The organism is Kineococcus gypseus (assembly GCF_050871305.1).
GTDB classification, from domain to species: Bacteria; Actinomycetota; Actinomycetes; order Actinomycetales; family Kineococcaceae; genus Kineococcus; species Kineococcus gypseus.
Genome location: NZ_JBJLRD010000023.1, coordinates 1 through 21,130 on the forward strand (window position 1 = coordinate 1; position 21,130 = coordinate 21,130).

The window sequence follows — 21,130 nt, forward strand, 5'->3', positions numbered from 1 at the left end:
AATCGCCCGGATTCCCACCCGCCCGGCCGCCGAAAACCAAAAAAAAAACGCCAACCCCCCCCCCCCCCCCCCCCCCCCCCCCCCCCCCCCCCCCCCCCCCCCGGGCCCCCCCGGGGCGCGCGTCGTGGAGTGCCGCCTCAGAGGGAGGCCTTGAACAGCAGGCGGTTCGGGGTGCCGGAGGGGTTCGAGCGCACCACGTTCGCGGTGCCGTTGGACACGATCCAGGAGTTCACCGTCGCCGAGGCCGCGTCGCCGTTGCGGCCCTTGTACAGCGCCATGACGCCGGCCACGTGCGGGCTGGCCATCGAGGTGCCGCTGATGGTGTTCGTCCCGCCGCGCAGCCAGGTGGAGGTCACGGCCACGCCCGGCGCGTACGTCTCCACGCAGGAGCCGAAGTTCGAGAACGACGCGCGCGTGTCGGTGCGGTCGGAGGCGGCGACGGTGACGACGCCGGACGCCGAGGCGGGCGAGACCCGGCAGGCGTCCTGCGACTCGTTGCCGGCGGCCACCGCGACGGCCACCCCGGCGGCGGCCAGGTTGCTCACCGCGGTGTTCAGGGCCGCGGAGTACCCCCCGCCCAGGGAGAGGTTCGCCACGGCGGAGGGGACGTGGTTGGCGCGCACCCAGTCCACGGCCGCGACGATCCCCGCGGTGCTGCCGGAACCGTCGCAGCCCAGCACGCGCAGGCCGCGCAGCTGCACGTCCTTGGCCACCCCGTGGGTGGCGCCGCCGATCGTGCCGGCCACGTGCGTGCCGTGCCCGTTGCAGTCGCGCCCGTCGCCGCCGAGGGCGTCGTAGACGTTGCGGGCGCGCCCCGCGAAGTCGGGGTGGCTGGTGTCGATGCCGGTGTCGATGACGTAGGCGGTGACGCCGGCCGCGCCGGTGCCGTAGGTGTAGCCGCCCGACAGCGGCAGCGCCCGCTGGTCGATGCGGTCCAGGCCGTGCAGCCCGGCGGTGGTGATGCTCTGCGTCGCGTCGGCGCGCACGCTGCGGTCCTCCTCGATGGCGGCGACCGAGGCGTTGCGCTGCAACGCCTTCAGCTGCCCGTCGGTGAGCGCGGCGGCGAAACCGTCCAGGGCGCTGCTGTAGACGTGGCGCGGGGAGACCTGCAGGGCGCGGGCCAGGCCGCGCGCGTCGGCGCCCTCGTGCAGGGTGACGACGTACTGCCCCGGCAGGGCGTCGGCGCCGGCGTCGGCGACGCGGACCTCGGGCGCAGCGGCGGAGGCGGCGGCCGCGCCCGGCAGGGTGAGGGCCAGGGCGGCCAGGGGTGCGAGCAGGGCGGTGCGCTTCACGGGGGGTTCCTTCCGGAGCGTCGGGGGGCGCGACGGCGTACCCCCCGAAGGAGCCTACGACGAGTATTTCGCCGTTGACGGAAAGTAACCACTCGTGGGGAGGGGCGTCAACGACCCCCGCACCGCGGGCCCCGGGCGCGGGGGGACCGTCAGGGCAGCGCGGCGAGGTCGCCGGAGCGGCCGCCCGCGCGCACCTCCGGCCGGCGCAGCACCTCGTCGGCGATGCGGTGCGCGTTGGCCATGACGGTCAGCGTGAAGGTGGTCGAGGGCACCGAGGGCAGCACCGAGCCGTCCACCAGGTGCACCCGGTCCCACTCCGGCAGGCGCCCGAGCCGGTCCGTGGTCGTGGCCGAGGTGCCCGCCGCGTGCGGGAAGCTGCCGCCGAAGTGGTAGCTCTTGGCCGCGCCCGACACGCTGCCCGCCGCCGCCACCGGCCACAGGTCCAGCCGCGGCGCGGCGCGCACCAGTCGGCGCAGCACGGCCGCGTACGCCGCCGAACCGTCCGGGCCGCCGGTGGAGACGGTCACGCCCGGCAGGCCGTCGCCGGTGCGCGCCCCCACCGACAGGCGCACGTGCGGGGAGGCCCAGGAGGGCAGGTACCCCAGGCCCACGGTGAGCCGGCGCAGCAGGTGCGCGGTCGCCGGTGCGGCCAGGCGGTGCCGCAGCGGCGCGGGCAGCGCGGCCAGGACGGCCGGGTTGTACGGGTAGCAGTGCACCTGCGAGGTGTCGTACCCCTCGTCGCCGAAGTCGACCAGCACGTTGAACTGGTTCAGGGTGAACCCCGGCAGCTCCGCCCGGCGCGGGTCGCCCACCGCCCGGCGCGAGAGGAACGGCAGCGCGAACTGCACCGACTCGGCCATGCGCACCTCCCGCGGGGGCCGGGCCATGGAGGCGAGCACCACGCGGGTGGTGCCGACACCCCCGCAGGCCACGAACACCCGGTCCGCGCTCAGGCGCACGTCGCGCCCGGTGGCCAGCTCGCGGGCCAGCACGTGCGCGCGCCCGTCCTCCTGCGAGACCCGGCGCACCAGCAGGCCGGTGCGGTGCGTCAGCGCGCCGCGCGCGCGCATCCGCTCCACGCTCTGCGCGGCGGAGTACACCAGCCCGTAGGGGCAGCCGGTCATGCACAGCCCGCACGAGGTGCACGCCGCGGGCCGCAGCGCCAGGCGGGCGCGGCCGACGGTCACCCCGGCGCGCCGCAGCGCACCGCGGTGGCGCGCGGCGGAACCCAGCACCCGCCGGGTGCGCTCGGACAGCGGCGGCAGCGGCTGCGCCGGGCCCAGCAGCGGGAACAGCTCCGCGAGGTCGTCGTGCTCGGCGGCCAGCGGGACCTCCCGCAGGACCGCGCGGTAGTTGTCCTCCATGTCCGCCCAGCCGACCGGCCAGCGCTCGAACGTGCTGCGCGAGAACGGCATCACCTGCGCGCCCCACACGGTGGAGAAACCCCCCACGGCGGAGGAGACCAGCGAGCGGTTCGCGCCGCCGGTGGCCACGACGCCGGCGAGCTGGCCCAGGTCGCGGAACGGGTAGTCCGAGCCGAAGCTGCGCTTCTGCGGCAGCCGGCCGCCGTCGTGCGCGACGGGCTGCGCGCGCACCAGGTCCAGGTCGCCGGCGTCCCAGCCGTCGGCGCCGGTGGCGGCCATGCGCTGCGCGGCGGCGCGGTGGCCGTCTTCCAGCGTGCCGCCCAGGTCCACGAGCACGACCTCCTGGCCGGGTTCGGCCAGCAGGCGCAGCGCCACGCCCACCGCGGCCGGCCCGGAGCCGACCACCAGGTTGGTGCTCACGCCGGCAGGCCGCGGGTGCGCGCCGGCGGGGTGCGGCCCAGCAGCATCGCCAGGCGGCCGTGCACGTTGCCCAGGCCGGCCAGGCCGATCCCGGCGACCATCGCCGCGCTGGGCGCCAGGCCCGCCGGCCGTCCGAGCAGCGCCCGGCCCACGCTGCCCAGCACCGTGCGCGCGGCGTCGGCGACGAACTCCAGCTCCGCGCCGAGGTTGCCCGCGTCGCCCATGTCGCGCAGCGCGCGCACCTTCTCGCGGTTGACGACGTAGCAGCGGCGCCAGAAGTAGTTCCACGTCACCCGGTGCGCGGGCACGAAGTGGCGCACCTGCGCGCGCGGCTCGTACAGCACCGACGCGGCGCCGTGGGCGGCCGCGACGCGGTGCGAGAGGTCCATGTCGTCGTGGTCGTCGGCGTGGAAGCCGCGCACCTCGCGCAGCACGTCGGTGCGCGCGGACATGTTCGCGCCGATGAGGTGGCGCATCGGGGCGCGCCGGGTGGGCAGGCCGCGGTAGTGGCAGCCGAACACCCAGTGGAACTCCGGCGGGAACCAGCGCGGCAGCGCGGTCTCCAGCACCGGCAGCGGTGCGCCGCCCACGGCCCGGGCCGCGGGGTCCTCCTGGTACACCCGCAGCAGCGTCTCCAGCCAGCCGGGGTCGGCGGCGGCGTCGTCGTCGAGGAACGCCACGACGTCGGCGTCGGCGCCCACCTCCTCCACGGCGGTGTTGCGCGCCGAGCCCAGCCGCCCGGCGTAGCGGTTCTCCACGACCTCCACGCGCACCGCGCCGTGCTCGCCGCCCTCGGGCCAGCGCCGCCGGCAGCGCCGGGCCAGCTCGGGGTTGTGGTCCACGCACAGCACCAGCCGGCGCGGCGCGAGCGTCTGGTGCTGCACCGACTCCACCGCCCGGCACAGCAGGTCCCAGCGCGCGTCGGTGTAGGTGCACACGACCACGGCGACGGTGGTGACCACCTCGGCCCCCGCGGCCCCGCCCTGCGCCCGGGCCACCTGGTGGGGGACCCGCGCGGCGGTCCCCGCCGCGGTGGCCGTCCCCGCCGCGGTGGCGCTCCCCGCCGCGGTGCTCCCGGCCCCCGTCGGATCCGCTGTCACGCTGCTCATCTGCACGCTCCGGCCACGTCGCTCCAGCAGGACGGCGTCCCGCGCCCTCGGGCGGGTCCGCCGAGCTGAAGCTAACCGCGCCCCCCCACGGGGTCACGGGAGCGGCGATCACCTGTCAGGACGCTGCCCGGACGCCGCCGCGTCGCCCGCGGGGCTGGATCGCGGGACCCCGTCCGTGCGGTGCCACGGCGGCGACACGCTGCGCGACGGCGCGGGGTTCAGCCCTCGAAACCCGCACTGGTCGTCACGGTGCCCGGGGGCACCTCGGTGAACCCGCCGTCGCGCACGTCCACGCGCGAGGCGGCCGGCAGCACCGGTGCGCCGGTGAGCACCCGCACCCCGAACCCGCCCGCGCCCCACGCGGCGGTGGCCGCGGCGGGCAGCTGCTCCCACGCCAGCTGGGCGGCGTGCCCGACCTGCGCGGCGGCCTTGCCGGTGCTCATGCGCACGTCCGGGCACAGCCGCACCGTCAGCAGCCCCGGCGCCGGCGGCGCGGGCCGGAACCCCTCCGGGTCGTCCAGGTCCAGCCCGCCGACCTGCAGCGGCCGCAGCGGCTCGGGGACCTCCTCGCGCGGGTGCGGGGCGAAGGCGCGCACGAGCGCGTCGCCGCTGCGCGCCTCCACGTGCGGCAGCTGCGCGGTGCGCTCCCAGCGCACCCCGCGCGCCCGGCGGGTGATCTTGCGGATGCGCCGGCCGCGCCAGGCGGCGACGGCGTCGTGGAACTCCCCGCCGGGCGCGGTGGTGCGCGCGTCGGTCAGCAGCAGCACCACGGCGCGCGCCGCGGCGACGAGGACGTCGGTGTGCGCGGGCACCGGGTCGCGCTCGACGCGCACGACGAGGGAGAGCGACCACGGCTCGTCCTCCTCCGGCAGGACCCAGCGGTCGGTCTCGGGGGCGTCCGGCACGCCCGGCACGCTACCGCCGCCGCGCCCCGCCGCCGTGCCCGCCCTCGAGCAGCCCGAGCTCCAGGGCGCGCAGCACCGCGCGGGTGCGGTCGCGCACGCCCAGCTTGAGCAGCACCGCGGTGACGTGGTTCTTCACCGTGCCCGGCGCCAGGTGCAGGGCCGCGGCGACCTCCTTGTTGGACCAGCCGGCCGCCAGCAGGCGCAGCACCTCCAGCTCGCGGCGGGTCAGCGGCTCGGGCGCGCCCAGGTCCGCCGGTGCCGCCGGCCGCGCCGCCGCCGCGCGCAGCAGGCGCTCGGTCAGCGCCGGGAGCAGCAGCGTGCCGCCGGCGGCCAGGGCGCGCACCGCCCCCACGAGCTGCTCGAGGGTGACGTCCTTGAGCAGGTAGCCGCGCGCCCCGGCGCGCAGCGCGGCCAGCACCAGCTCGTCGTCGTCGAACGTCGTCAGCACCAGCACGGGCACCGCGTCGCCGCGCTCGCGCATCGCCTCCAGCGCCGAGATCCCGTCGCGCCGCGGCATGCGCAGGTCCAGCAGCAGCACGTCGACGTCGCCGCGGGCCACCAGCGCCAGCGCCTCGTCGCCGTCGGCGCCCTCGCCGACCACCTCGACCTCGTCGCTGAGCTCCAGCAGGCTGCGCACGCCCTGGCGCACCAGCGTCTGGTCGTCCACGAGCGCCACCCGGATCACGCCGGCACCCGCACCTCGGCGCGGAAGCCGCGGCCCGGGGCGGTGCGGAAGCGCACGCTGCCCCCGGCGTCCTCCACGCGCTCGACCACGCCGTTCAGGCCGTTGCCCAGCCGCAGCCGCCCGCTGCCGCGCCCGTCGTCCTCGGCGACCAGGTGCACGCCCGCGGCGCCGGCGACGACGTCCACGCGCAGCCGGCGCGCGCCGGCGTGGCGCAGCGCGTTGGTCACCAGCTCCTGGGTGCAGCGCACCACCACCAGCGCCCGCTCCGGGTCCAGCGGCACCTCCTCGCGCACGGCCAGGTCCACCTCCAGGCCCGGCGGGTCCCCGGCCGCCTCGCGCAGCGCCGCCTCCAGGCCGCGCACCTGCCCGCGCAGGCCGCCGACCGCGCGGCGCACGTCGGCCAGCAGGTCCTTGGCGATCGAGCGGGCGCGCTCGACGTGCTCGCCGGCGGGGCCGTCCACCCGGTGCGAGGCGACCTCCAGCTCCAGCGCCAGCGCGGTCAGCCCGTGCCCGACGACGTCGTGCAGGTCGCGCGAGATGCGCAGCCGCTCCGCGTCGCGCGCGGAGGTGGCCAGCAGCGCGGCGGCGGCGCGCAGCTCGGCGTGGGCCGCGGCCAGCGCGGCGCGCTGCTCGGCCTCGCGCCGCCCCGCCAGCACGACGAGCACGGCGAAGACCTGGAAGGCGCCGTAGACCAGCCCCACCACGGCGGCGCGCCCCGCCTCGCCGTGGGCCAGCGCCGTGCCGGCCACCACCGCCGCGCACTGCGCGGCCACGAGGACGGCGGTGCCGGTCGGCCCGAGCGCGTAGGCGGCCGAGACGGCGGTGACGACGAACAGGACCGCCGTCCAGCCGGCGGCGGGCGCCAGCGACCACGCCGCCAGGGCCGCGGCCACCTGCACCGCCAGCAGCGCCCGGGCCGACGGCCGGCGCGCCCGCGCGGGCGCGGGCAGCCGCCCGGCGGCGTCGTCGGCGACGAACGCGGCGGTGAAGAGCGCGTAGGCGGCCCACCAGGGACCCAGCGCCCACGGGGCGCCGGCCCACGGCTCCAGGGCGGTGGCGGCCCCCACCGCCGCGACGGCGGTCAGTCCGGTCGCGGCCAGGAGACGGTCCCCGGCGCGGGTGGGCACGCGTGCAGCGTAGGGGCGCCGGCGCCCGCGCGACCCGTGCCGGAGGTCACGGCCGGCGGCGGTGACCTCCGGCACTGCCGGGGCGCGCCCGGCGGCGCGCACCCTCGTGCCCGCAGGAGGGAGGTGCGCGGTGGACGTCATCGCGATGAGCGGGGTGGTGAAGTCGTACGGCGACGTGCGGGCCCTGGACGGGCTGGACCTGCGCGTCGAGCGGGGCCTGGTCGTGGCGCTGCTGGGCGCCAACGGCGCGGGCAAGACCACCACCTTCGAGCTGCTGCTGGACCTGGTGCGCCCCACGGCCGGGCGCGTGGAGGTGCTCGGCGGGCCGCCCGGGGCGGCGCGGGGACGGGTGGGGGCGATGCTGCAGTCCGCCGGCCTGCCCGAGCAGGTCACCGTGCGCGAGCTGGTGCGCCTGGTGGGCCGCGCCCACCCCCGGGCGCTGCAGGTGCACGAGGTGCTGGCCCGCACCGGGCTGGGCACCCGCGCCCGGCGCACGGTGACCGCCCTGTCGGGCGGTGAGCGCCAGCGGCTGCTGCTGGCGCTGGCGCTGGTGGGGCAGCCGGAGCTGCTGCTGCTGGACGAGCCGACCGCGGCGATGGACGTGCTCTCGCGGCGCGCGTTCTGGGAGCAGGCGCGCGCCGCGGCCGCCGGCGGGGCGACGGTGCTCTTCGCCACCCACGACCTCGCCGAGGTGGCCGCGTTCGCCGACCGGGCCGTGGTCCTGGCCGGCGGCCGGGTCGTGGCCGACGGCGCACCGGCGTCGCTGGCGCTCGGCGGCGACCTCGAGGCCGCGTTCGTGCACCTGGCGGCGCCCGCCGTCGCGGGAGGGGGGCACCGGTGAGCGCGAGCACGAGAGCGGGCGCGAGCACGGGCGCGGGGAGCACCGTGCGCCCCACCGGCTCGCGCGCGGGCCTGTACGCGCTGGCCGCCGCGACCGAGGTGCGCGCGGGGCTGCGCAGCCCGGAGCTCGCCGTCCTGGGCGTGGCGCTGCCCGCGGTGCTCTACGCCGTCTTCGGGCTGCCGAACGCCGGGCGCACGATGCCGGGGGGCACCGGCGCCGGCCTGGTCGTCCTGGCGGGCATCGGCTGCTACGGCGCCCTGACCCTGGGCGTCGCCGTCGTCGGCGAGGAGGTCGCCGAGGACCGCGGACGCGGCTGGCTGCGCACCCTGGCCGCCACCCCCGTGCCCACCAGCGCCTACCTGGTGGGCAAGCTCGGCGGCGCGCTGGTGCACGCGCTGCTCATGGTGCTCGGGCTGTGCGCGCTGGCCGCCGCCGTCGGCGGGGTGCGCCTGGAGCCGGCCCGGTGGGCGGCGCTGGGGGCGCTGCTGGTCGCCGGCGTGCTCGTGTGCAGCCCGCTGGGCGTCGCGATCGCCTTCCTGGTGCGGCCGCGGGTCGCCGTGGTCATCACCAACCTGGTGTTCCTGCCGCTGTCGTTCGCCTCGGGCTTCTTCGTGCCGCTGTCCGAGCTGCCCGCGGTGCTGCGGGACGTGGCGCCCTGGCTGCCGACGCACCACTTCGGCCAGCTGGTGCTGCTGGCCGTCGCCGACGAGCGCGACGTGGCCGCCCTCAGCGGGCTCGCGCCGCAGCACCCCGCGGTGCACGCGGCGTGGGTGCTCGGCGCAGCGGTGCTGGCGGCCGCGCTCGCGCTGGCCGGGGCCCACCGCGAGGCGGTCACCCGCCGCGGCTGAGGACGCGCCCGGCCCGTCCCCGTGCGGGGCCGGGCCGGGCGCGGTGCGCTCAGGCCCGGCGGCGCCGGCGCGCGGTGAGCAGCTGGAAGACGCCGTAGGCGGCCAGGCCCAGGGCGACGAGCACGAGCAGCACCGTGCCGAACGGCTGCGAGGCGATCTCGCGGAAGGCGGCGTCCAGGCCGCGGGACTTCGCGGTGTCGCCGCGCGAGGAGGCGACGACCAGGGCGCCCAGGACGGCGAACGCGACGCCGCGCGCGACCCACCCGGCCACGCCCAGGGCGGTCAGGGCCGGTGAGAGCGAGCCCTCGACCTTGTCCTCGAACTTCTTCTGCACCCCGCGCACCACGAGGGCCACGCCGATGCCGACGACCACGAGCCCGGCGAGCACCACGAGCACCGGGCCGCCGGGGGCCTCGAGCACCCGCTGGGTCAGGCCCTGCTGCTGCTGACCGGCGGAGGAGCCCCCGCCGAGGAGGAACCGGGCGCTGGAGACGCCCAGCGCGGCGGCCACGAGCGCCTTGGCCACGGCCTTGACGCGCTGGGAGGTCTTCTCCGCGGCGACCGCGGCGAGCACCTGCCAGGCGACCATCGCGAGGAACCCCAGCGCCAGCAGCGCCAGCAGCACCTTGCCGAAGGGCTGCGCGGCGACGCGGCCCAGGGCCCCGGAGGAGTCGGCGCTGCCGCCGGAGCCGCCGAGCGCGACCTGCAGCGCCAGCCACGCCACCAGCAGGTAGACCACGCCCTCGGCGGCCACGCCGGCCCGCCCGAGCCGCTTCACCGTCCCCTCGTGCCGCTCGGCGAAGCGCTGTCCCTGCTGGGCTGTCTCCCTGACGTCGTTGCCGGACATGCGCACATGGTCGGCCCGCCGGGGGGTGCGCGCACGCCGGGCCGCGGCGCGCCGGGCCGGTGCTCACCCGCCGCCGCCGGGCGGTGCTGGAGCGTCGCCACGGGCACCCGGACGGGTGGTGCCGCGCGCGTCCGGCGCTCGTCCGGCGCGCGTCCTGCGGGGGTCCGGCGGGGGTCCGGCGCGGGGTGACACTGGAGGGGTGCCGAGCTCCCTGCCCGACGGCGAGGCCGTCCCCACCGACGGCGCCCTGCCGCCCGCCGCCCTGGCCGGCGCCGCCGGGCGCACCTTCGGCGTCTACCTGCACGTGCCGTTCTGCGCGGTGCGCTGCGGCTACTGCGACTTCAACACCTACACCGCCACCGAGCTCGGCGGCGGCGCCTCGCAGGCCGCCTACGCCGCCACCGCCGCGGCCGAGGTGGACCTGGCCGCGCGCGTGCTCGGCGACGCCGCCCGCCCGGCCTCCACGGTCTTCTTCGGCGGCGGCACCCCCACCCTGCTGCCCGCGGACGACCTGGCCGCGATGCTCACCGCGGTGCGCGAGCGCTTCGGGCTCGAGCCCGGCGCGGAGGTCACCACCGAGGCCAACCCCGACTCGGTGACGCCCGCGGCGCTGGCGACGCTGGCGGCGGCCGGGTTCACCCGCGTCTCCTTCGGCGTGCAGTCCGCGGTGCCGCACGTGCTGGCGGTGCTGGACCGCACCCACGACCCGCGCCGGGTGCCCGAGGCGGTGCGCTGGGCCCGCGCGGCCGGCCTCGACGTCAGCCTGGACCTCATCTACGGCACGCCGGGGGAGTCCACCGGCGACCTGCGCCGCAGCCTGGACGAGGCGCTGGCGTGCGAGCCGGACCACGTCTCGGCCTACGCCCTCATCGTCGAGGAGGGCACCCGGCTGGCCGCGCGGATCCGCCGCGGGGAGGTGCCCGCCCCCGAGGACGACGACGAGGCGGAGAAGTACGAGCTCGTCGACGACGCCCTGACCGCCGCCGGGTTCTCCTGGTACGAGGTGAGCAACTGGGCCCGCAAGGCCGAGTTCGCCTGCCGGCACAACCTCGCCTACTGGCGCGGCGGCGACTGGTGGGGCGTCGGCCCCGGCGCGCACAGCCACGTCGGCGGGGTGCGCTGGTGGAACGTCAAGCACCCCGTCGCGTACGCCGGCCGCCTCGAGCGCGGGCACAGCCCCGCGCACGCCCGCGAGGTCCTCTCCGAGCAGGACCGCCGCGTCGAGGACGTGCTGCTGCGCTCGCGGCTGGCGGAGGGTTTCGACCCGGCGTGGTGGGGCGGCACCGCCGTGGCCGCCACACCCGCGCTAGTGGCCGACGGGCTGCTGGAGGGGCTCGGCGGCGGGCGCTGGGCGCTGACCCGCCGCGGCCGGCTGCTGGCCGACGCGGTGGTGCGCGCGCTGCTGGGCTGAGCCCCCGCACCCCGTGCCCGGCGGGCGGCCCCGGCGCGCGGCGGCCCCGGCGCGCGGCGGGCCTCACGGGCGGTCGGGCCTCACAGGCGGTCGGGCCTCACAGGCGGTCGGGCCTCACAGGCGGTCGGGCCTCACAGGCGGTCGGGCCTCGCGGGCGGTCGGGCCTCACAGGCAGTTGGGCACGGTCAGGATCTGCACCTCGCCGGACGTGGTGCCCGACCACGGCCCGGCGGTGTGGGTCAGGCGGTACCCGTAGCGGGTGAGGAAGGCGACGGTCGGGTCGGCGAAGGTGGTCGCGCCCGGTGCGAGGGTGCCCACGACCGCCCACGACCCTCCGCCGCTGCCGTTGACGGTGCGCCGCTCGACGCGCACGGCGCGGCGGTCGTCGGCCGCCGCGGTGAACGTGACGACCACCTGGTCGCGGTTGGTCCCGCCCGCGAACAGGCAGCCGTCGCGCACGCTGACGATGGACGGCGTGACGAGGCGCGCGCTGCGCACGGCGTGCCCGCGCGCGACGGAGGTGTCCCAGGCCGCCTCGGCGGCGGTGGCCGAGGCGGTCACGGCCAGCGCCGCGACGGCGGAGGCGGCCGTGGCGCGGCGCGCCAGCGGGCGCACCCGCCCGGCGCTGCGGCGACGGCGCCCGCTCCAGCACGGGCCCGGACCCGGGCGCTCACCCCGGCGGTCGGTGCGGCGCCCGGCGGGCAGCCAGACCACGGCCAGCGCCACCAGTGCACCCAGCACCAGCGCGGTGGGGGTGCCGGCGACACCTCGTGCGGCCGAGAGCACCGCGCCGGCGTGCGGCACGCCGCCGACCACGCGCCAGACGCGGTCGTCGCCGACGACGGCGTCCCAGGGGTCCTCGCCCGCGTTGGCGTCGCCGCGGGTGCGCACGACGACGGAGCCGTCCGCGGTGCGCTGCACGTCGGTGACGCGGTGCGTCAGGGTCTGCCCGCGCGGCGTGGGGGCGCGGAAGGTGATGACCTGCCCGGCCCGCAGGTCCTCCAGCGGCTGCTCGCGCTCCAGGAGCAGGCTGCCGGCCGGGTGCGCCGGCGCCATCGAGCCGGTCTCCAGCGTCACGAGCTGGTAGCCGGCGCGGCCGGCGAGCAGGCAGGCGGCCAGGACGAGCAGCGCCACCGCCAGCAGCAGGGTGGACCCGCTGCGGCGCGGCCCCGGGAGCACGTGGGCCACGGGGACCCCCTCAGGAGGCGTTGAAGGTGAAGGTGACCGCGCTGGTGAGGTTCTGGAAGCTGTTGCCCGCGGTGGCGGGCAGCTGCTCGGTCAGCAGCAGGTGGTCGGTGCCGGTGGGGGCGGCGGAGACCATGCCGGTGACGGGCACGTTGGTGAAGGAGATGGGCCTCAGGGGCACGACCGTGGTCGTGGTGCCGGGGCTGGAGGCGGGGCCGCACGTGTAGCTGAAGTTCGGCAGGGTGCCGGACTCCACCCACGGCACGCTGCAGCGCTCCAGCTTCACCTGCAGGCCGTTGGTGGTGTCGGTGTCCAGCAGGGAGGACGTCGTGACCGTGGTGCTCAGGGTGTAGCTGGTCAGGGTGTAGCTGCCGGTGTTCTGCAGGTCGAAGGAGCGCTGGGCGGTGCCGCCGGGGATCAGGCCGGTGACGTCGACGCCGAGGCGGTTGGCGGGCGTGCCGGTGAGGCCGAGGACGAGCATCGGGTTCCCGGTGGTGATCGAGTGCCCGCGCGAGGCCGTCGCCGTGAACGTCGCCTCGCTGCCCTGGGTGGCCACCGCCGTGACGGCCGCGGCCACCAGGGCCGTCAGGACCACCTTGCGGCGCCGCTCGTCGCGGTCACGGCCGCTCGTCCCCACCGTCGTCGTCCCCGCCGTCGTCGTCCGCGCCATCGTGGCCTCCGCACCCGCACTCCCGCGGCCCACCTCGTGCGGGCGCTCCACCAGGGGCATCGGCCCGCCGGGTGCGGAGCTGGAGCCCCGGGCGCGTCCCCACTGCGGGGGGCACGGCGCGCTCAGCGCGCGGCGTCGAGGGCGCGCAGGAACTCCTCGGCGGCCGCGCGCCCGGCCCGGGTGGTGAACCGCAGCGCGCGCCCGTCGACGACAAGCTCGACGCGCACGGCGCCGGGCCCGCCCAGCAGGGGCCGCTTCGCGCTCACGCCCGCCGCGCCCACGGACGCCAGCGGCACCGAGGCGGTGGAGGGCCCGCCGAGCAGCTGCGGCTGGGTCAGCCACAGCCGCCGGGCGCTGAGGGCCAGCGCACCGGCGCTCGAGGCGCCAAACGCCCCGCCCGCCAGGGGCAGCACGGCCAGCGGCGACTCCCCCTCCTGGGCCATCCGGCCGAGCAGGGTGGCGTGGGCGGGGTCGGCGCTGAACACGCCCCCGTCCTACCCCGGCGCCGCGCGCAGCTCCAACCGCGCGCTGCTGCGCGGCTCCAAGTGCGCGCGGCGCCGGGTGCGCCGGACGGTGCTCAGGCGCCGTCCCCGAACCGGCCGACGTCGCGCACGGCGCCCTTGTCCGCCGACAGCGCCAGCGCTGCGTACGCCTTCAGCGCCGTGGAGACCTTGCGCGGGCGCGGCGCGGCGGGGCGGTAGCCGCGCCCGGCCTCCAGCGCGGCGCGGCGCCGCCGCAGCACCTCGTCGGGCACGTCCAGGTGCAGCACGCGGTGGGGGATGTCGACGACGACGGTGTCGCCGTCCTCGACGAGGGCGATGGTGCCGCCGGCGGCCGCCTCGGGGGAGACGTGCCCGATGGACAGCCCCGAGGTGCCCCCGGAGAAGCGCCCGTCGGTGACCAGCGCGCACACCTTCCCCAGCCCGCGGCCCTTCAGGTACGAGGTGGGGTAGAGCATCTCCTGCATGCCCGGGCCGCCGCGCGGGCCCTCGTAGCGGATGACGACCACGTCGCCGGCGCCGATGCGCCCGGACAGGATCGCCTCGACGGCGTCCTCCTGGGACTCCACCACCACGGCCGGACCGGAGAACGTCCAGATGGACTCGTCCACGCCGGCGGTCTTGACCACCGCGCCGTCGGGGGAGAGGTTGCCGCGCAGCACCGCCAGGCCGCCGTCGGCGGAGTGGGCGTGCGCGACGTCGCGGATGCAGCCGCCCGCGGCGTCGGTGTCCAGCGACTTCCACCGCTCCGACTGCGAGAACGCCTGCGCCGAGCGCACGCAGCCGGGCGCGGCGTGGAAGAGCTCCACGGCCTCCGGCGAGGGGGAGCCGCCGCGCACGTCCCAGGTCTTCAGCCACTCGGCCATCGAGGCGGAGTGCACCGTGGTGACGTCGTGGTCGAGCAGCCCGGCGCGGTCCAGCTCGCCGAGGATGGCGGGGATGCCGCCGGCGCGGTGCACGTCCTCCATGAGGTACGTGCCGTTGGGGGCGACCTTCGTCAGGCACGGCACCTGCCGCGAGCGCTGCTCGACGTCGTGCAGCGTGTAGTCCAGCCCCGCCTCCTGCGCGGCGGCCAGCAGGTGCAGGATCGTGTTGGTCGAGCCGCCCATGGCGATGTCCAGCGACATGGCGTTGTCGAAGGCGGCGCGCGAGGCGACGTTGCGCGGGAGCACGCTCGCGTCGTCCTGCTCGTACCAGCGCTTCGCGATCTCCACGACGGTGCGCCCGGCGTCCTCGTAGAGGCGGCGGCGCGCGGTGTGGGTGGCCAGCACCGAGCCGTTGCCGGGCAGGGCCAGGCCGAGGGCCTCGGTCAGGCAGTTCATGGAGTTCGCGGTGAACATGCCCGAGCAGGAGCCGCACGTGGGGCAGGCCGCCTCCTCGATGCGGGCGATGTCCTCGTCGGAGACGTCGTCGGCGACGGCGTCGGCGATGGCGGAGACGAGGTTCAGCCGGCTGCGCACGGTGCCGTCGACGAGGACGGCGGTGCCGCCCTCCATGGGCCCGCCGGAGACGAAGACCGTGGGGATGTCCAGGCGCAGCGCGGCCATGAGCATGCCCGGGGTGATCTTGTCGCAGTTGCTGATGCACACCAGGGCGTCGGCGCGGTGCGCCTCGACCATGTACTCCACCGAGTCGGCGATGAGGTCGCGGCTGGGCAGGGAGTAGAGCATCCCGTCGTGGCCCATGGCGATGCCGTCGTCCACGGCGATGGTGTTGAACTCGCGCGCCACGCCGCCGGCGGCGTGGATCGCCTCGGAGACGATGCGCCCCACCGGCTGCAGGTGGGTGTGGCCGGGCACGAACTCGGTGAAGCTGTTGGCGACGGCGACGATCGGCTTGCCGAAGTCCTCGCGCGCCACGCCGGCGGCGCGCAGCAGCGCGCGGGCACCGGCCATGTTCCGGCCGTGCGTGACGGTCCGGGATCTCAGGGTGGGCATGGCGCCACTGTGCCCGGTGCCCCCGACACGAGGAAGACGGCGCTGGTGCTGGTACCGGCACCACTACGATGCGGCGGTGGCCAGCGAGACGCAGCGCCGGGAGGCGGGCGCGCTGCTGCGCAGCCGCCGCGCCCAGCTGGCCCCGGCCGACCTGGGCCTGCCCGAGGGCGCGCGCCGGCGCAGCCCGGGCCTGCGCCGCGAGGAGGTCGCGACCCTCGCGGGCATCTCGGTGACCTGGTACACGTGGCTGGAGCAGGGCCGCGACGTGCACCCCTCCCGCCAGGTGCTCGACGCGCTGGCCCGCACCCTGCGCCTGTCGGGCACCGAGCACGCCTACCTGCTCTCGCTGGCCGGCTTCTCCGCACCCCCGCCGACCGGCGCCGCGGCGCGCACGGCCCCGGCCCACGTGCAGCGGCTGCTGGACGCGCAGGCGGGCCTGCCCGGCTTCGCGATCGCCGCCGACTGGCACATCGTGGGCTGGAACGACGCCTACGCCGCGCTCTACCCCGGCATCGCCGCGGTGCCCGAGCCGCAGCGCAACCTGCTGCGGCTGGTCTTCACCGACCCGTACGTGCGCCGGCTGCTGCCGCGCTGGGAGGAGGACAGCCGCCGCTTCCTGGCCGAGTTCCGCGCCGAGGCCGGCCCGCGGCTGGGCGACCCGGCGGTGGCCGCGCTGGTGCGGCGCCTGCGCACCGAGAGCGCGGAGTTCCGCGCCGGCTGGAGCGACCACGACGTGCGCGGCTTCACCTCCCGCGAGCGCCTCTTCAGCCACCCGGACACCGGGGAGCTGCTGCTCGAGCAGCACCAGCTCGCGCCCGCGGACCAGCCCGGGCTGCAGGTGGTGCTCTACACGCCCGTGGACGACGGGCGCACCCCCGCCGCGTGGGCGCGGTTGCTGGCGGCGCGCGGCGACCGGGCTACCGTCGTGCCGTGCGCCTCGGGGTGAACCTCGGCTACCTCACCGGCCCCGACGCGGCCGCCGCGGCCGGCGACGCCCTGGCCCTGGCGCGCGCCGCCGAGGACGCCGGCTGCGACAGCGCGTGGGTGGCCGAGGCGTACGGCTCCGACGCCGTCAGCGTGCTGGGCTGGCTGGCCGCGCAGACCTCGCGCATCGCGCTGGGCTCGGCGGTGCTGCAGGTGCCCGCCCGCGCGCCGGCGGCCACGGCGATGGCCGCGGCCACCCTGGACGCCCTGTCCGGCGGGCGCTTCCGCCTCGGGCTGGGCGTCTCCGGCCCGCAGGTGTCCGAGGGCTGGTACGGCCAGCGCTTCGCCGCGCCGCTGGCGCGCACGCGCGAGCACGTGGCCGTGGTGCGCGAGGTGCTCGCCCGGCGCCCGCTGCGCTTCGAGGGCGAGCACGTGCGCCTGCCGCTGCCGGACGGCCCCGGGGTGCCGCTGCGCCTGGCCCTGCCCGCCCGGGCGGACCTGCCCGTCTACCTCGCGGCCGTCGGCCCGCGCAACGTCGCGCTGGCCGGGGAGGTCGCCGACGGCTGGCTGCCGGTGTTCCTGGCGCCGGAGGCGTGCGGGGAGCAGTTCGCCGCCCTGGCCGCCGGCCGGGCGAGGCGCACGGCCCCGCAGCCCGCGCGGGGGTTCGACGTGTGCGCCTCGGTGCCGGTGCTGCTCACCGGCGCCACCGGCGCGGCGCGCCGCGAGGCCGAGGCACCGGTGCGCCGGCACGTGGCCCTGTACCTGGGCGGCATGGGCTCGCGCTCGCAGAACTTCTACGCCGACCTGGCCCGGCGCCTGGGCTTCTCCGACGCCGTGGACGAGGTGCAGGAGACGTTCCTCGCCGGGGACCACCGCGCCGCGGCCGCCGCGGTGCCCGACGGGTTCCTCGAGGCCACCTGCCTCGTGGGCCCCGCCGGGACGCTGCGCGCGCGCCTGGACGACTACGCCCGCGCGGGCGTGAGCACGCTGGCGCTCGCCCCGCTGGCGCCCGCGCTGCCCGAGCGCGTCGCGACCGTGCGGGCGCTGGCCGGCTGAGCGGCCCCTCAGCGCACCAGGTGCAGCACCGCCGGGTAGCGGTACGCCCGGCCGGAGTTCGCCGCGACGGCGGCGAGCACCGTCAGGACGGTCGTCGCCACGGGCAGCAGGCCCAGCAGCGCGAACGAGAGCCCGAAGGTGAACAGGGCCAGCAGCGCTGCCACGACGGTCAGGCCCAGGCCGTACAGCAGCATCGAGATGTTCAGGTTCAGCGCCTCGGCGGAGTGCTCGCGCACGAACCGGCTGCGGTCCTTGAAGACGAGGAAGAGCACCAGGGGGCCGACCACCGGCAGGCCCACCCACACCAGCAGGGAGCTGACGTGGGACAGCACCGCCCAGGTGCGCTCGTCCTGCACGGACATCGCCGAGGGCTGCTGGTGCTGCGGGTACGGCGCGTACTGCTGCTGGTGCTGCTCCTGCGGGTACGGCTGCTCCTGGTACGGCTGGTACGGGTACGGCTGCTGCTCCGGGTGGGGCTGCTGCCCCCAGCCGTCCTGCCCGCCGTGGGCGTACGGGTCCCCGGGCTGCTCGTGCGGGGCCTTCGTGAAGTCCGGCCTGGGCTGCTGGTGCGGGTCGCTCACGGTGTCCTCCGGGCGTCGGTGCGGCTGCTGGGCACGATCCTGCCGCGCGCGCGGGCGGGTGTCGTCCTCCCGCGGGAGGGTCCCGGGTGCGACCGGCGGGGGAGGCGGGCGCCTCAGCGGTCGGCCGCGTCGGCGGTGACGAAGTCCACCAGCTCCTCCACGCGGGCCAGCAGCGCCGGCTCGAGGTCGGCGTAGCTGCGCACGGTGCCCAGGATCCGCTTCCAGCCGTACGCGACGTCGGCCTGCGTGGCGTGCGCCCAGCCCAGCTCGGCGAGCACCCCGTGCTTCCACGACGTGCCGCGCGGGATCACCGGCCAGCGCTCCCAGCCCAGGCGCTGCGGGCGCACCGACTGCCACACGTCGACGAAGGGGTGGCCCACGACGAGCACGTGCGGGCTCGCGCCGACGGAGGCGACGGTGCGCGACTCCTTCGAGCCGGGCACCAGGTGGTCCACCAGCACCCCGATGCGCCGCCCCGGGCGCGGGCCGAAGGAGCGCACCGCGGCGTCGAGGTCGTCCACGCCGTCGAGCACCTCCACCACCACGCCCTCCACGCGCAGGTCGTCGCCCCAGACCCGCTCCACCAGCTCCGCGTCGTGGCGGCCCTCGACGAGGATGCGCGAGGCGCGCGCGGTGCGGGCGGCGGCGCCGGCCACCGCGAGCGAGCCGCTGGCGGTGCGGGTGGGCGCGGCGGGCGCCGCGGGGCCCCTCGGCGCCACCAGCCGCACCGGCTGCCCGTCCACCCAGAAGCCCGGCCCCAGCGGGAAGGTGCGGGTGCGCCCGCGCGCGTCCTCCAGCACGACGACGTGCACGCCGCCGCTCTTCTCCACGCGCACCACCGCGCCGACCCAGCCGGTCTCGACGTCCTCCACGACCAGGCCGCGCTCGGCGCGCTCCTCGCGGTGCGCCGGCCGGCGCGGGTGCGGGTCGGAGGACAGCACGTCGCTGCCGTAGCGGTCGGCGCGGCGCTCGTCCCTGCTCACCCGCCGCACGCTAACCAGCGCCGGGGGCGGCGCGGCGGAGGCGCGCTGGCCTAGACTTGGCACTCGGTCGTCCGGAGTGCCAGCGGGCGGCCGCCGGCCGTGCACCGAGTGGAGGTGGGGTGTGAGCGACGACCGCAGGCTCGCCGTGCTGCGCGCCATCGTCGAGGACTACGTGGCCACCCACGAGCCGGTGGGGTCCAAGGCCCTCGTCGAGCGCCACCGGCTGGGCGTCTCGCCCGCGACGATCCGCAACGACATGGCGGTGCTGGAGGAGGAGGGCTACATCGCCCAGCCCCACACCAGCGCCGGGCGCATCCCCACCGACAAGGGCTACCGCCTCTTCGTCGACCGCCTCGCCAGCCTCAAGCCCATGTCCCCGGCCGAGCGCCGCGCCATCCAGGCCTTCCTCGACGGCGCCGTCGACATCGACGACGTGGTCGACCGCACGGTGCGGCTGCTGGCGCAGATCACCCGCCAGGCCGCCGTCGTGCAGTACCCCTCGCTCTCGCGGGCGGCGGTGCGGCACGTGGAGCTGGTGCCGGTGGGCGGGCGCAGCGCCCTGCTGGTGCTCATCACCGACACCGGCCGCGTCGAGCAGCGCGTGGTGGACGTGCGCTCGGCCACCGACGCGCAGGCCCTGCCCGGCACGCTGGCCGCGCTGCGCGACCGCGTCAACGCCGCCGTGGCCGGCAAGCGCCTGAAGCAGGCGCGCGAGGAGCTCACCGCCGTGGTGCAGTCCAGCACCCCCGGGGAGATGGCCGTCACCGCCGAGGTGGTCGCCGCGCTGGGCGACTGCCTGAGCGCCGGGCTGGAGGAGCGCGTGGTCATCGCCGGCACGGCGAACCTCGTGCGCTCCGGCGCCGACCTGTCCGCCAGCCTGGGCAGCGTGCTGGAGGCGCTGGAGGAGCACGTGGTGCTGCTGCGGCTGGTGCAGGAGATGACCGAGGAGGGCACCGGCGACCGCGGCGCGCTGACCGTGCGCATCGGCGCGGAGAACCTCCACCTCGGCCTGCCCGAGACGTCCGTGGTGACCAGCGGCTACGGCGAGGGGGAGGTGCTGGCGCGCCTGGGCGTGCTGGGCCCGACCCGCATGGACTACCCCACGACGATGGCGGCGGTGCGGGCGGTCTCCCGCTACGTCTCGCGCATCCTGTCCCAGTGACCGACCCGGTCGCCGCGACCCACCCACGACCCGACCGACGGGAGACCTGAGCACCTCGTGAGCGACTACTACGACGTCCTCGGCGTCAGCAGGGACGCCTCCGCGGAGGACATCAAGCGCGCCTACCGCAAGCTGGCGCGCAAGCTCCACCCGGACGTCACCTCCGACCCCGACGCCGGCGACCGCTTCAAGGAGGTCTCGCAGGCGTACGAGACGCTCTCCAACCCCGACAAGCGCGCGCAGTACGACCGCGGCGGCGCCCAGGGCGGGGCCGCCGGCTTCGGCCAGGGCTTCGGCTTCTCCGACATCATGGACGCCTTCTTCGGCCAGGGCGGCGCCGGCGGCGGGCGCGGGCCGGTCAGCCGCACCCAGCGCGGCCAGGACGCCCTGATCCGCGTCGACGTCGACCTCGCCGAGGCCGCCTTCGGCGGCGAGCGGCAGATCCAGGTGGACACCGCCGTGCTGTGCCCGACCTGCAAGGGCACCTGCTGCCAGCCGGGCACCGAGCCGGCCACCTGCGACATCTGCCACGGCCAGGGCTCGGTCCAGCGCGTGGTGCGCTCGCTGCTCGGGCAGGTCATGACGACCTCCCCGTGCCCGACGTGCCACGGCTTCGGCACCGTGCTGCCCTCGCCGTGCCAGGAGTGCTCCGGCGAGGGGCGCGTGCGCGCGCGCCGCCCGCTGACCATCCGCGTGCCCGCGGGCGTGGAGACCGGCACCCGCATCCAGCTCGCCTCGCAGGGCGAGGTGGGCCCGGCCGGCGGCCCGCCCGGCGACCTCTACGTCGAGGTGCACGAGCGCCCGCACCCGGTCTTCACCCGCCGCGGGGACGACCTGCTGTGCACCCTGGAGGTGCCCATGACGGCCGCCGCGCTGGGCGCCTCGATCCCGCTGGAGACCCTCGACGGCACCGAGGAGGTCGAGGTGCGCCCCGGCGCGCAGGCCGGCGAGGTCGTCACCCTCAAGCAGAAGGGCGTGGAGCACCTGCGCTCGGCCGGCCGCGGGGACCTGCAGGTCACCCTGGAGGTGAGCACCCCGCGCGACCTCGACGACGAGCAGGAGGAGCTGCTGCGCCGCCTGGCCGAGCTGCGCGGGGAGGTGCGCCCGGCCGGCCGGCTCGCACCGGCCCACCAGGGCGTCTTCTCCAAGCTGCGCGGGCGCTTCGGCGGCCGCTGAGCCCACCGCCGCCCACCGCCGCCCACCGCCGCCCGACGGCGCCCGCCGCCCGAGCGCGGTGGTGCGGTGAGGACCCCCCGAGGGTCCTCACCGCACCGCTCCGGTCG

Annotated in this window: 20 protein-coding genes; 7 read left to right on the forward strand and 13 right to left on the reverse strand. The window is 77.5% G+C overall.

Going from position 1 to position 21,130, the window contains the following annotated elements; genetic code table 11:
• Positions 1–137: 137 nt before the first annotated feature.
• The 6 genes from ACRYMN_RS10615 to ACRYMN_RS10640 all read right to left on the reverse strand — a co-directional run bounded on the left by ACRYMN_RS10615 (position 138) and on the right by ACRYMN_RS10640 (position 6,902).
• Positions 138–1,292, reverse strand: a complete 1,155-nt coding sequence (locus ACRYMN_RS10615; RefSeq protein ID WP_432494767.1) for a S8 family peptidase — start codon at positions 1,290–1,292, stop codon at positions 138–140.
• Positions 1,293–1,441: 149 nt separating this feature from the next.
• On the reverse strand, positions 1,442–3,076 hold the full coding sequence (locus ACRYMN_RS10620) for a GMC family oxidoreductase N-terminal domain-containing protein (RefSeq protein WP_432494768.1): 1,635 nt from the start codon (positions 3,074–3,076) through the stop codon (positions 1,442–1,444).
• On the reverse strand, positions 3,073–4,185 hold the full coding sequence (locus ACRYMN_RS10625) for a glycosyltransferase family 2 protein (RefSeq protein WP_432494770.1): 1,113 nt from the start codon (positions 4,183–4,185) through the stop codon (positions 3,073–3,075). The genes ACRYMN_RS10620 and ACRYMN_RS10625 overlap by 4 nt, the downstream gene beginning before the upstream one ends.
• Before the next feature lie 218 nt (positions 4,186–4,403).
• The gene (locus tag ACRYMN_RS10630; RefSeq protein WP_432494772.1) at positions 4,404–5,090 is read right to left on the reverse strand and encodes a hypothetical protein; all 687 of its coding nucleotides are present in this window, start codon (positions 5,088–5,090) and stop codon (positions 4,404–4,406) included.
• A 10-nt stretch (positions 5,091–5,100) separates the two neighbouring features.
• Positions 5,101–5,775, reverse strand: coding sequence for a response regulator (locus tag ACRYMN_RS10635; RefSeq protein ID WP_432494774.1), 675 nt, complete (start codon positions 5,773–5,775; stop codon positions 5,101–5,103).
• Positions 5,772–6,902, reverse strand: coding sequence for a sensor histidine kinase (locus ACRYMN_RS10640; RefSeq protein WP_432494776.1), 1,131 nt, complete (start codon positions 6,900–6,902; stop codon positions 5,772–5,774). Before ACRYMN_RS10640 ends, ACRYMN_RS10635 begins: the two co-directional genes overlap by 4 nt.
• Positions 6,903–7,032: 130 nt before the next feature.
• Between ACRYMN_RS10640 and ACRYMN_RS10645 the strand changes: the two genes are divergently transcribed.
• On the forward strand, positions 7,033–7,743 hold the full coding sequence (locus tag ACRYMN_RS10645; protein WP_432494778.1) for an ABC transporter ATP-binding protein: 711 nt from the start codon (positions 7,033–7,035) through the stop codon (positions 7,741–7,743).
• On the forward strand, positions 7,740–8,591 hold the full coding sequence (locus ACRYMN_RS10650; RefSeq protein ID WP_432494780.1) for an ABC transporter permease: 852 nt from the start codon (positions 7,740–7,742) through the stop codon (positions 8,589–8,591). Before ACRYMN_RS10645 ends, ACRYMN_RS10650 begins: the two co-directional genes overlap by 4 nt.
• A gap of 49 nt (positions 8,592–8,640) precedes the next feature.
• Here the strand turns inward: ACRYMN_RS10650 and ACRYMN_RS10655 are convergent, their stop codons facing one another.
• Positions 8,641–9,438, reverse strand: a complete 798-nt coding sequence (locus tag ACRYMN_RS10655; RefSeq protein WP_432494782.1) for a DUF1206 domain-containing protein — start codon at positions 9,436–9,438, stop codon at positions 8,641–8,643.
• A 199-nt stretch (positions 9,439–9,637) separates the two neighbouring features.
• On the opposite strand from ACRYMN_RS10655, the gene hemW reads away from it, so the two are divergent.
• On the forward strand, positions 9,638–10,849 hold the full coding sequence (gene hemW / locus ACRYMN_RS10660; RefSeq protein ID WP_432494784.1) for a radical SAM family heme chaperone HemW: 1,212 nt from the start codon (positions 9,638–9,640) through the stop codon (positions 10,847–10,849).
• A 165-nt stretch (positions 10,850–11,014) separates the two neighbouring features.
• On the opposite strand, the gene ACRYMN_RS10665 is transcribed toward hemW, so the two are convergent.
• The 4 genes from ACRYMN_RS10665 to ilvD all read right to left on the reverse strand — a co-directional run bounded on the left by ACRYMN_RS10665 (position 11,015) and on the right by ilvD (position 15,141).
• The gene (locus ACRYMN_RS10665; RefSeq protein ID WP_432494786.1) at positions 11,015–12,037 is read right to left on the reverse strand and encodes a signal peptidase I; all 1,023 of its coding nucleotides are present in this window, start codon (positions 12,035–12,037) and stop codon (positions 11,015–11,017) included.
• Positions 12,038–12,047: 10 nt separating this feature from the next.
• Positions 12,048–12,704 carry a TasA family protein gene (locus tag ACRYMN_RS10670; RefSeq protein WP_432494788.1) on the reverse strand — a complete coding sequence of 219 codons (657 nt, stop codon included), beginning with the start codon at positions 12,702–12,704 and terminating at the stop codon, positions 12,048–12,050.
• 122 nt (positions 12,705–12,826) lie between these two features.
• Positions 12,827–13,189 carry a hypothetical protein gene (locus ACRYMN_RS10675; protein ID WP_432494790.1) on the reverse strand — a complete coding sequence of 121 codons (363 nt, stop codon included), beginning with the start codon at positions 13,187–13,189 and terminating at the stop codon, positions 12,827–12,829.
• Between the two features lie 92 nt (positions 13,190–13,281).
• Positions 13,282–15,141: a dihydroxy-acid dehydratase gene (ilvD, locus tag ACRYMN_RS10680; RefSeq protein ID WP_432494791.1), complete on the reverse strand. Its 1,860-nt coding sequence runs from the start codon at positions 15,139–15,141 to the stop codon at positions 13,282–13,284.
• A gap of 76 nt (positions 15,142–15,217) precedes the next feature.
• On the opposite strand from ilvD, the gene ACRYMN_RS10685 reads away from it, so the two are divergent.
• Complete coding sequence (locus ACRYMN_RS10685) at positions 15,218–16,087, forward strand: helix-turn-helix transcriptional regulator (RefSeq protein ID WP_432494793.1); 870 nt, start codon at positions 15,218–15,220, stop codon at positions 16,085–16,087.
• The gene (locus ACRYMN_RS10690) at positions 16,072–17,121 is read left to right on the forward strand and encodes an LLM class F420-dependent oxidoreductase (RefSeq protein ID WP_432494795.1); all 1,050 of its coding nucleotides are present in this window, start codon (positions 16,072–16,074) and stop codon (positions 17,119–17,121) included. Before ACRYMN_RS10685 ends, ACRYMN_RS10690 begins: the two co-directional genes overlap by 16 nt.
• Before the next feature lie 8 nt (positions 17,122–17,129).
• Here ACRYMN_RS10690 and ACRYMN_RS10695 read toward each other — a convergent pair whose 3' ends face one another.
• Positions 17,130–17,702 (reverse strand): DUF4870 domain-containing protein, encoded by a 573-nt coding sequence (locus ACRYMN_RS10695; RefSeq protein WP_432494797.1) that lies wholly within the window; start codon positions 17,700–17,702, stop codon positions 17,130–17,132.
• A gap of 113 nt (positions 17,703–17,815) precedes the next feature.
• Positions 17,816–18,694: a DUF3097 family protein gene (locus ACRYMN_RS10700; RefSeq protein ID WP_432494799.1), complete on the reverse strand. Its 879-nt coding sequence runs from the start codon at positions 18,692–18,694 to the stop codon at positions 17,816–17,818.
• Positions 18,695–18,806: 112 nt separating this feature from the next.
• Here ACRYMN_RS10700 and hrcA point away from each other — a divergent pair, with 112 nt between their 5' ends.
• Positions 18,807–19,847 (forward strand): heat-inducible transcriptional repressor HrcA, encoded by a 1,041-nt coding sequence (gene hrcA / locus ACRYMN_RS10705; protein ID WP_432494801.1) that lies wholly within the window; start codon positions 18,807–18,809, stop codon positions 19,845–19,847.
• Between the two features lie 57 nt (positions 19,848–19,904).
• Positions 19,905–21,023 carry a molecular chaperone DnaJ gene (gene dnaJ / locus ACRYMN_RS10710; RefSeq protein ID WP_432494803.1) on the forward strand — a complete coding sequence of 373 codons (1,119 nt, stop codon included), beginning with the start codon at positions 19,905–19,907 and terminating at the stop codon, positions 21,021–21,023.
• Positions 21,024–21,130 lie beyond the last annotated feature (107 nt).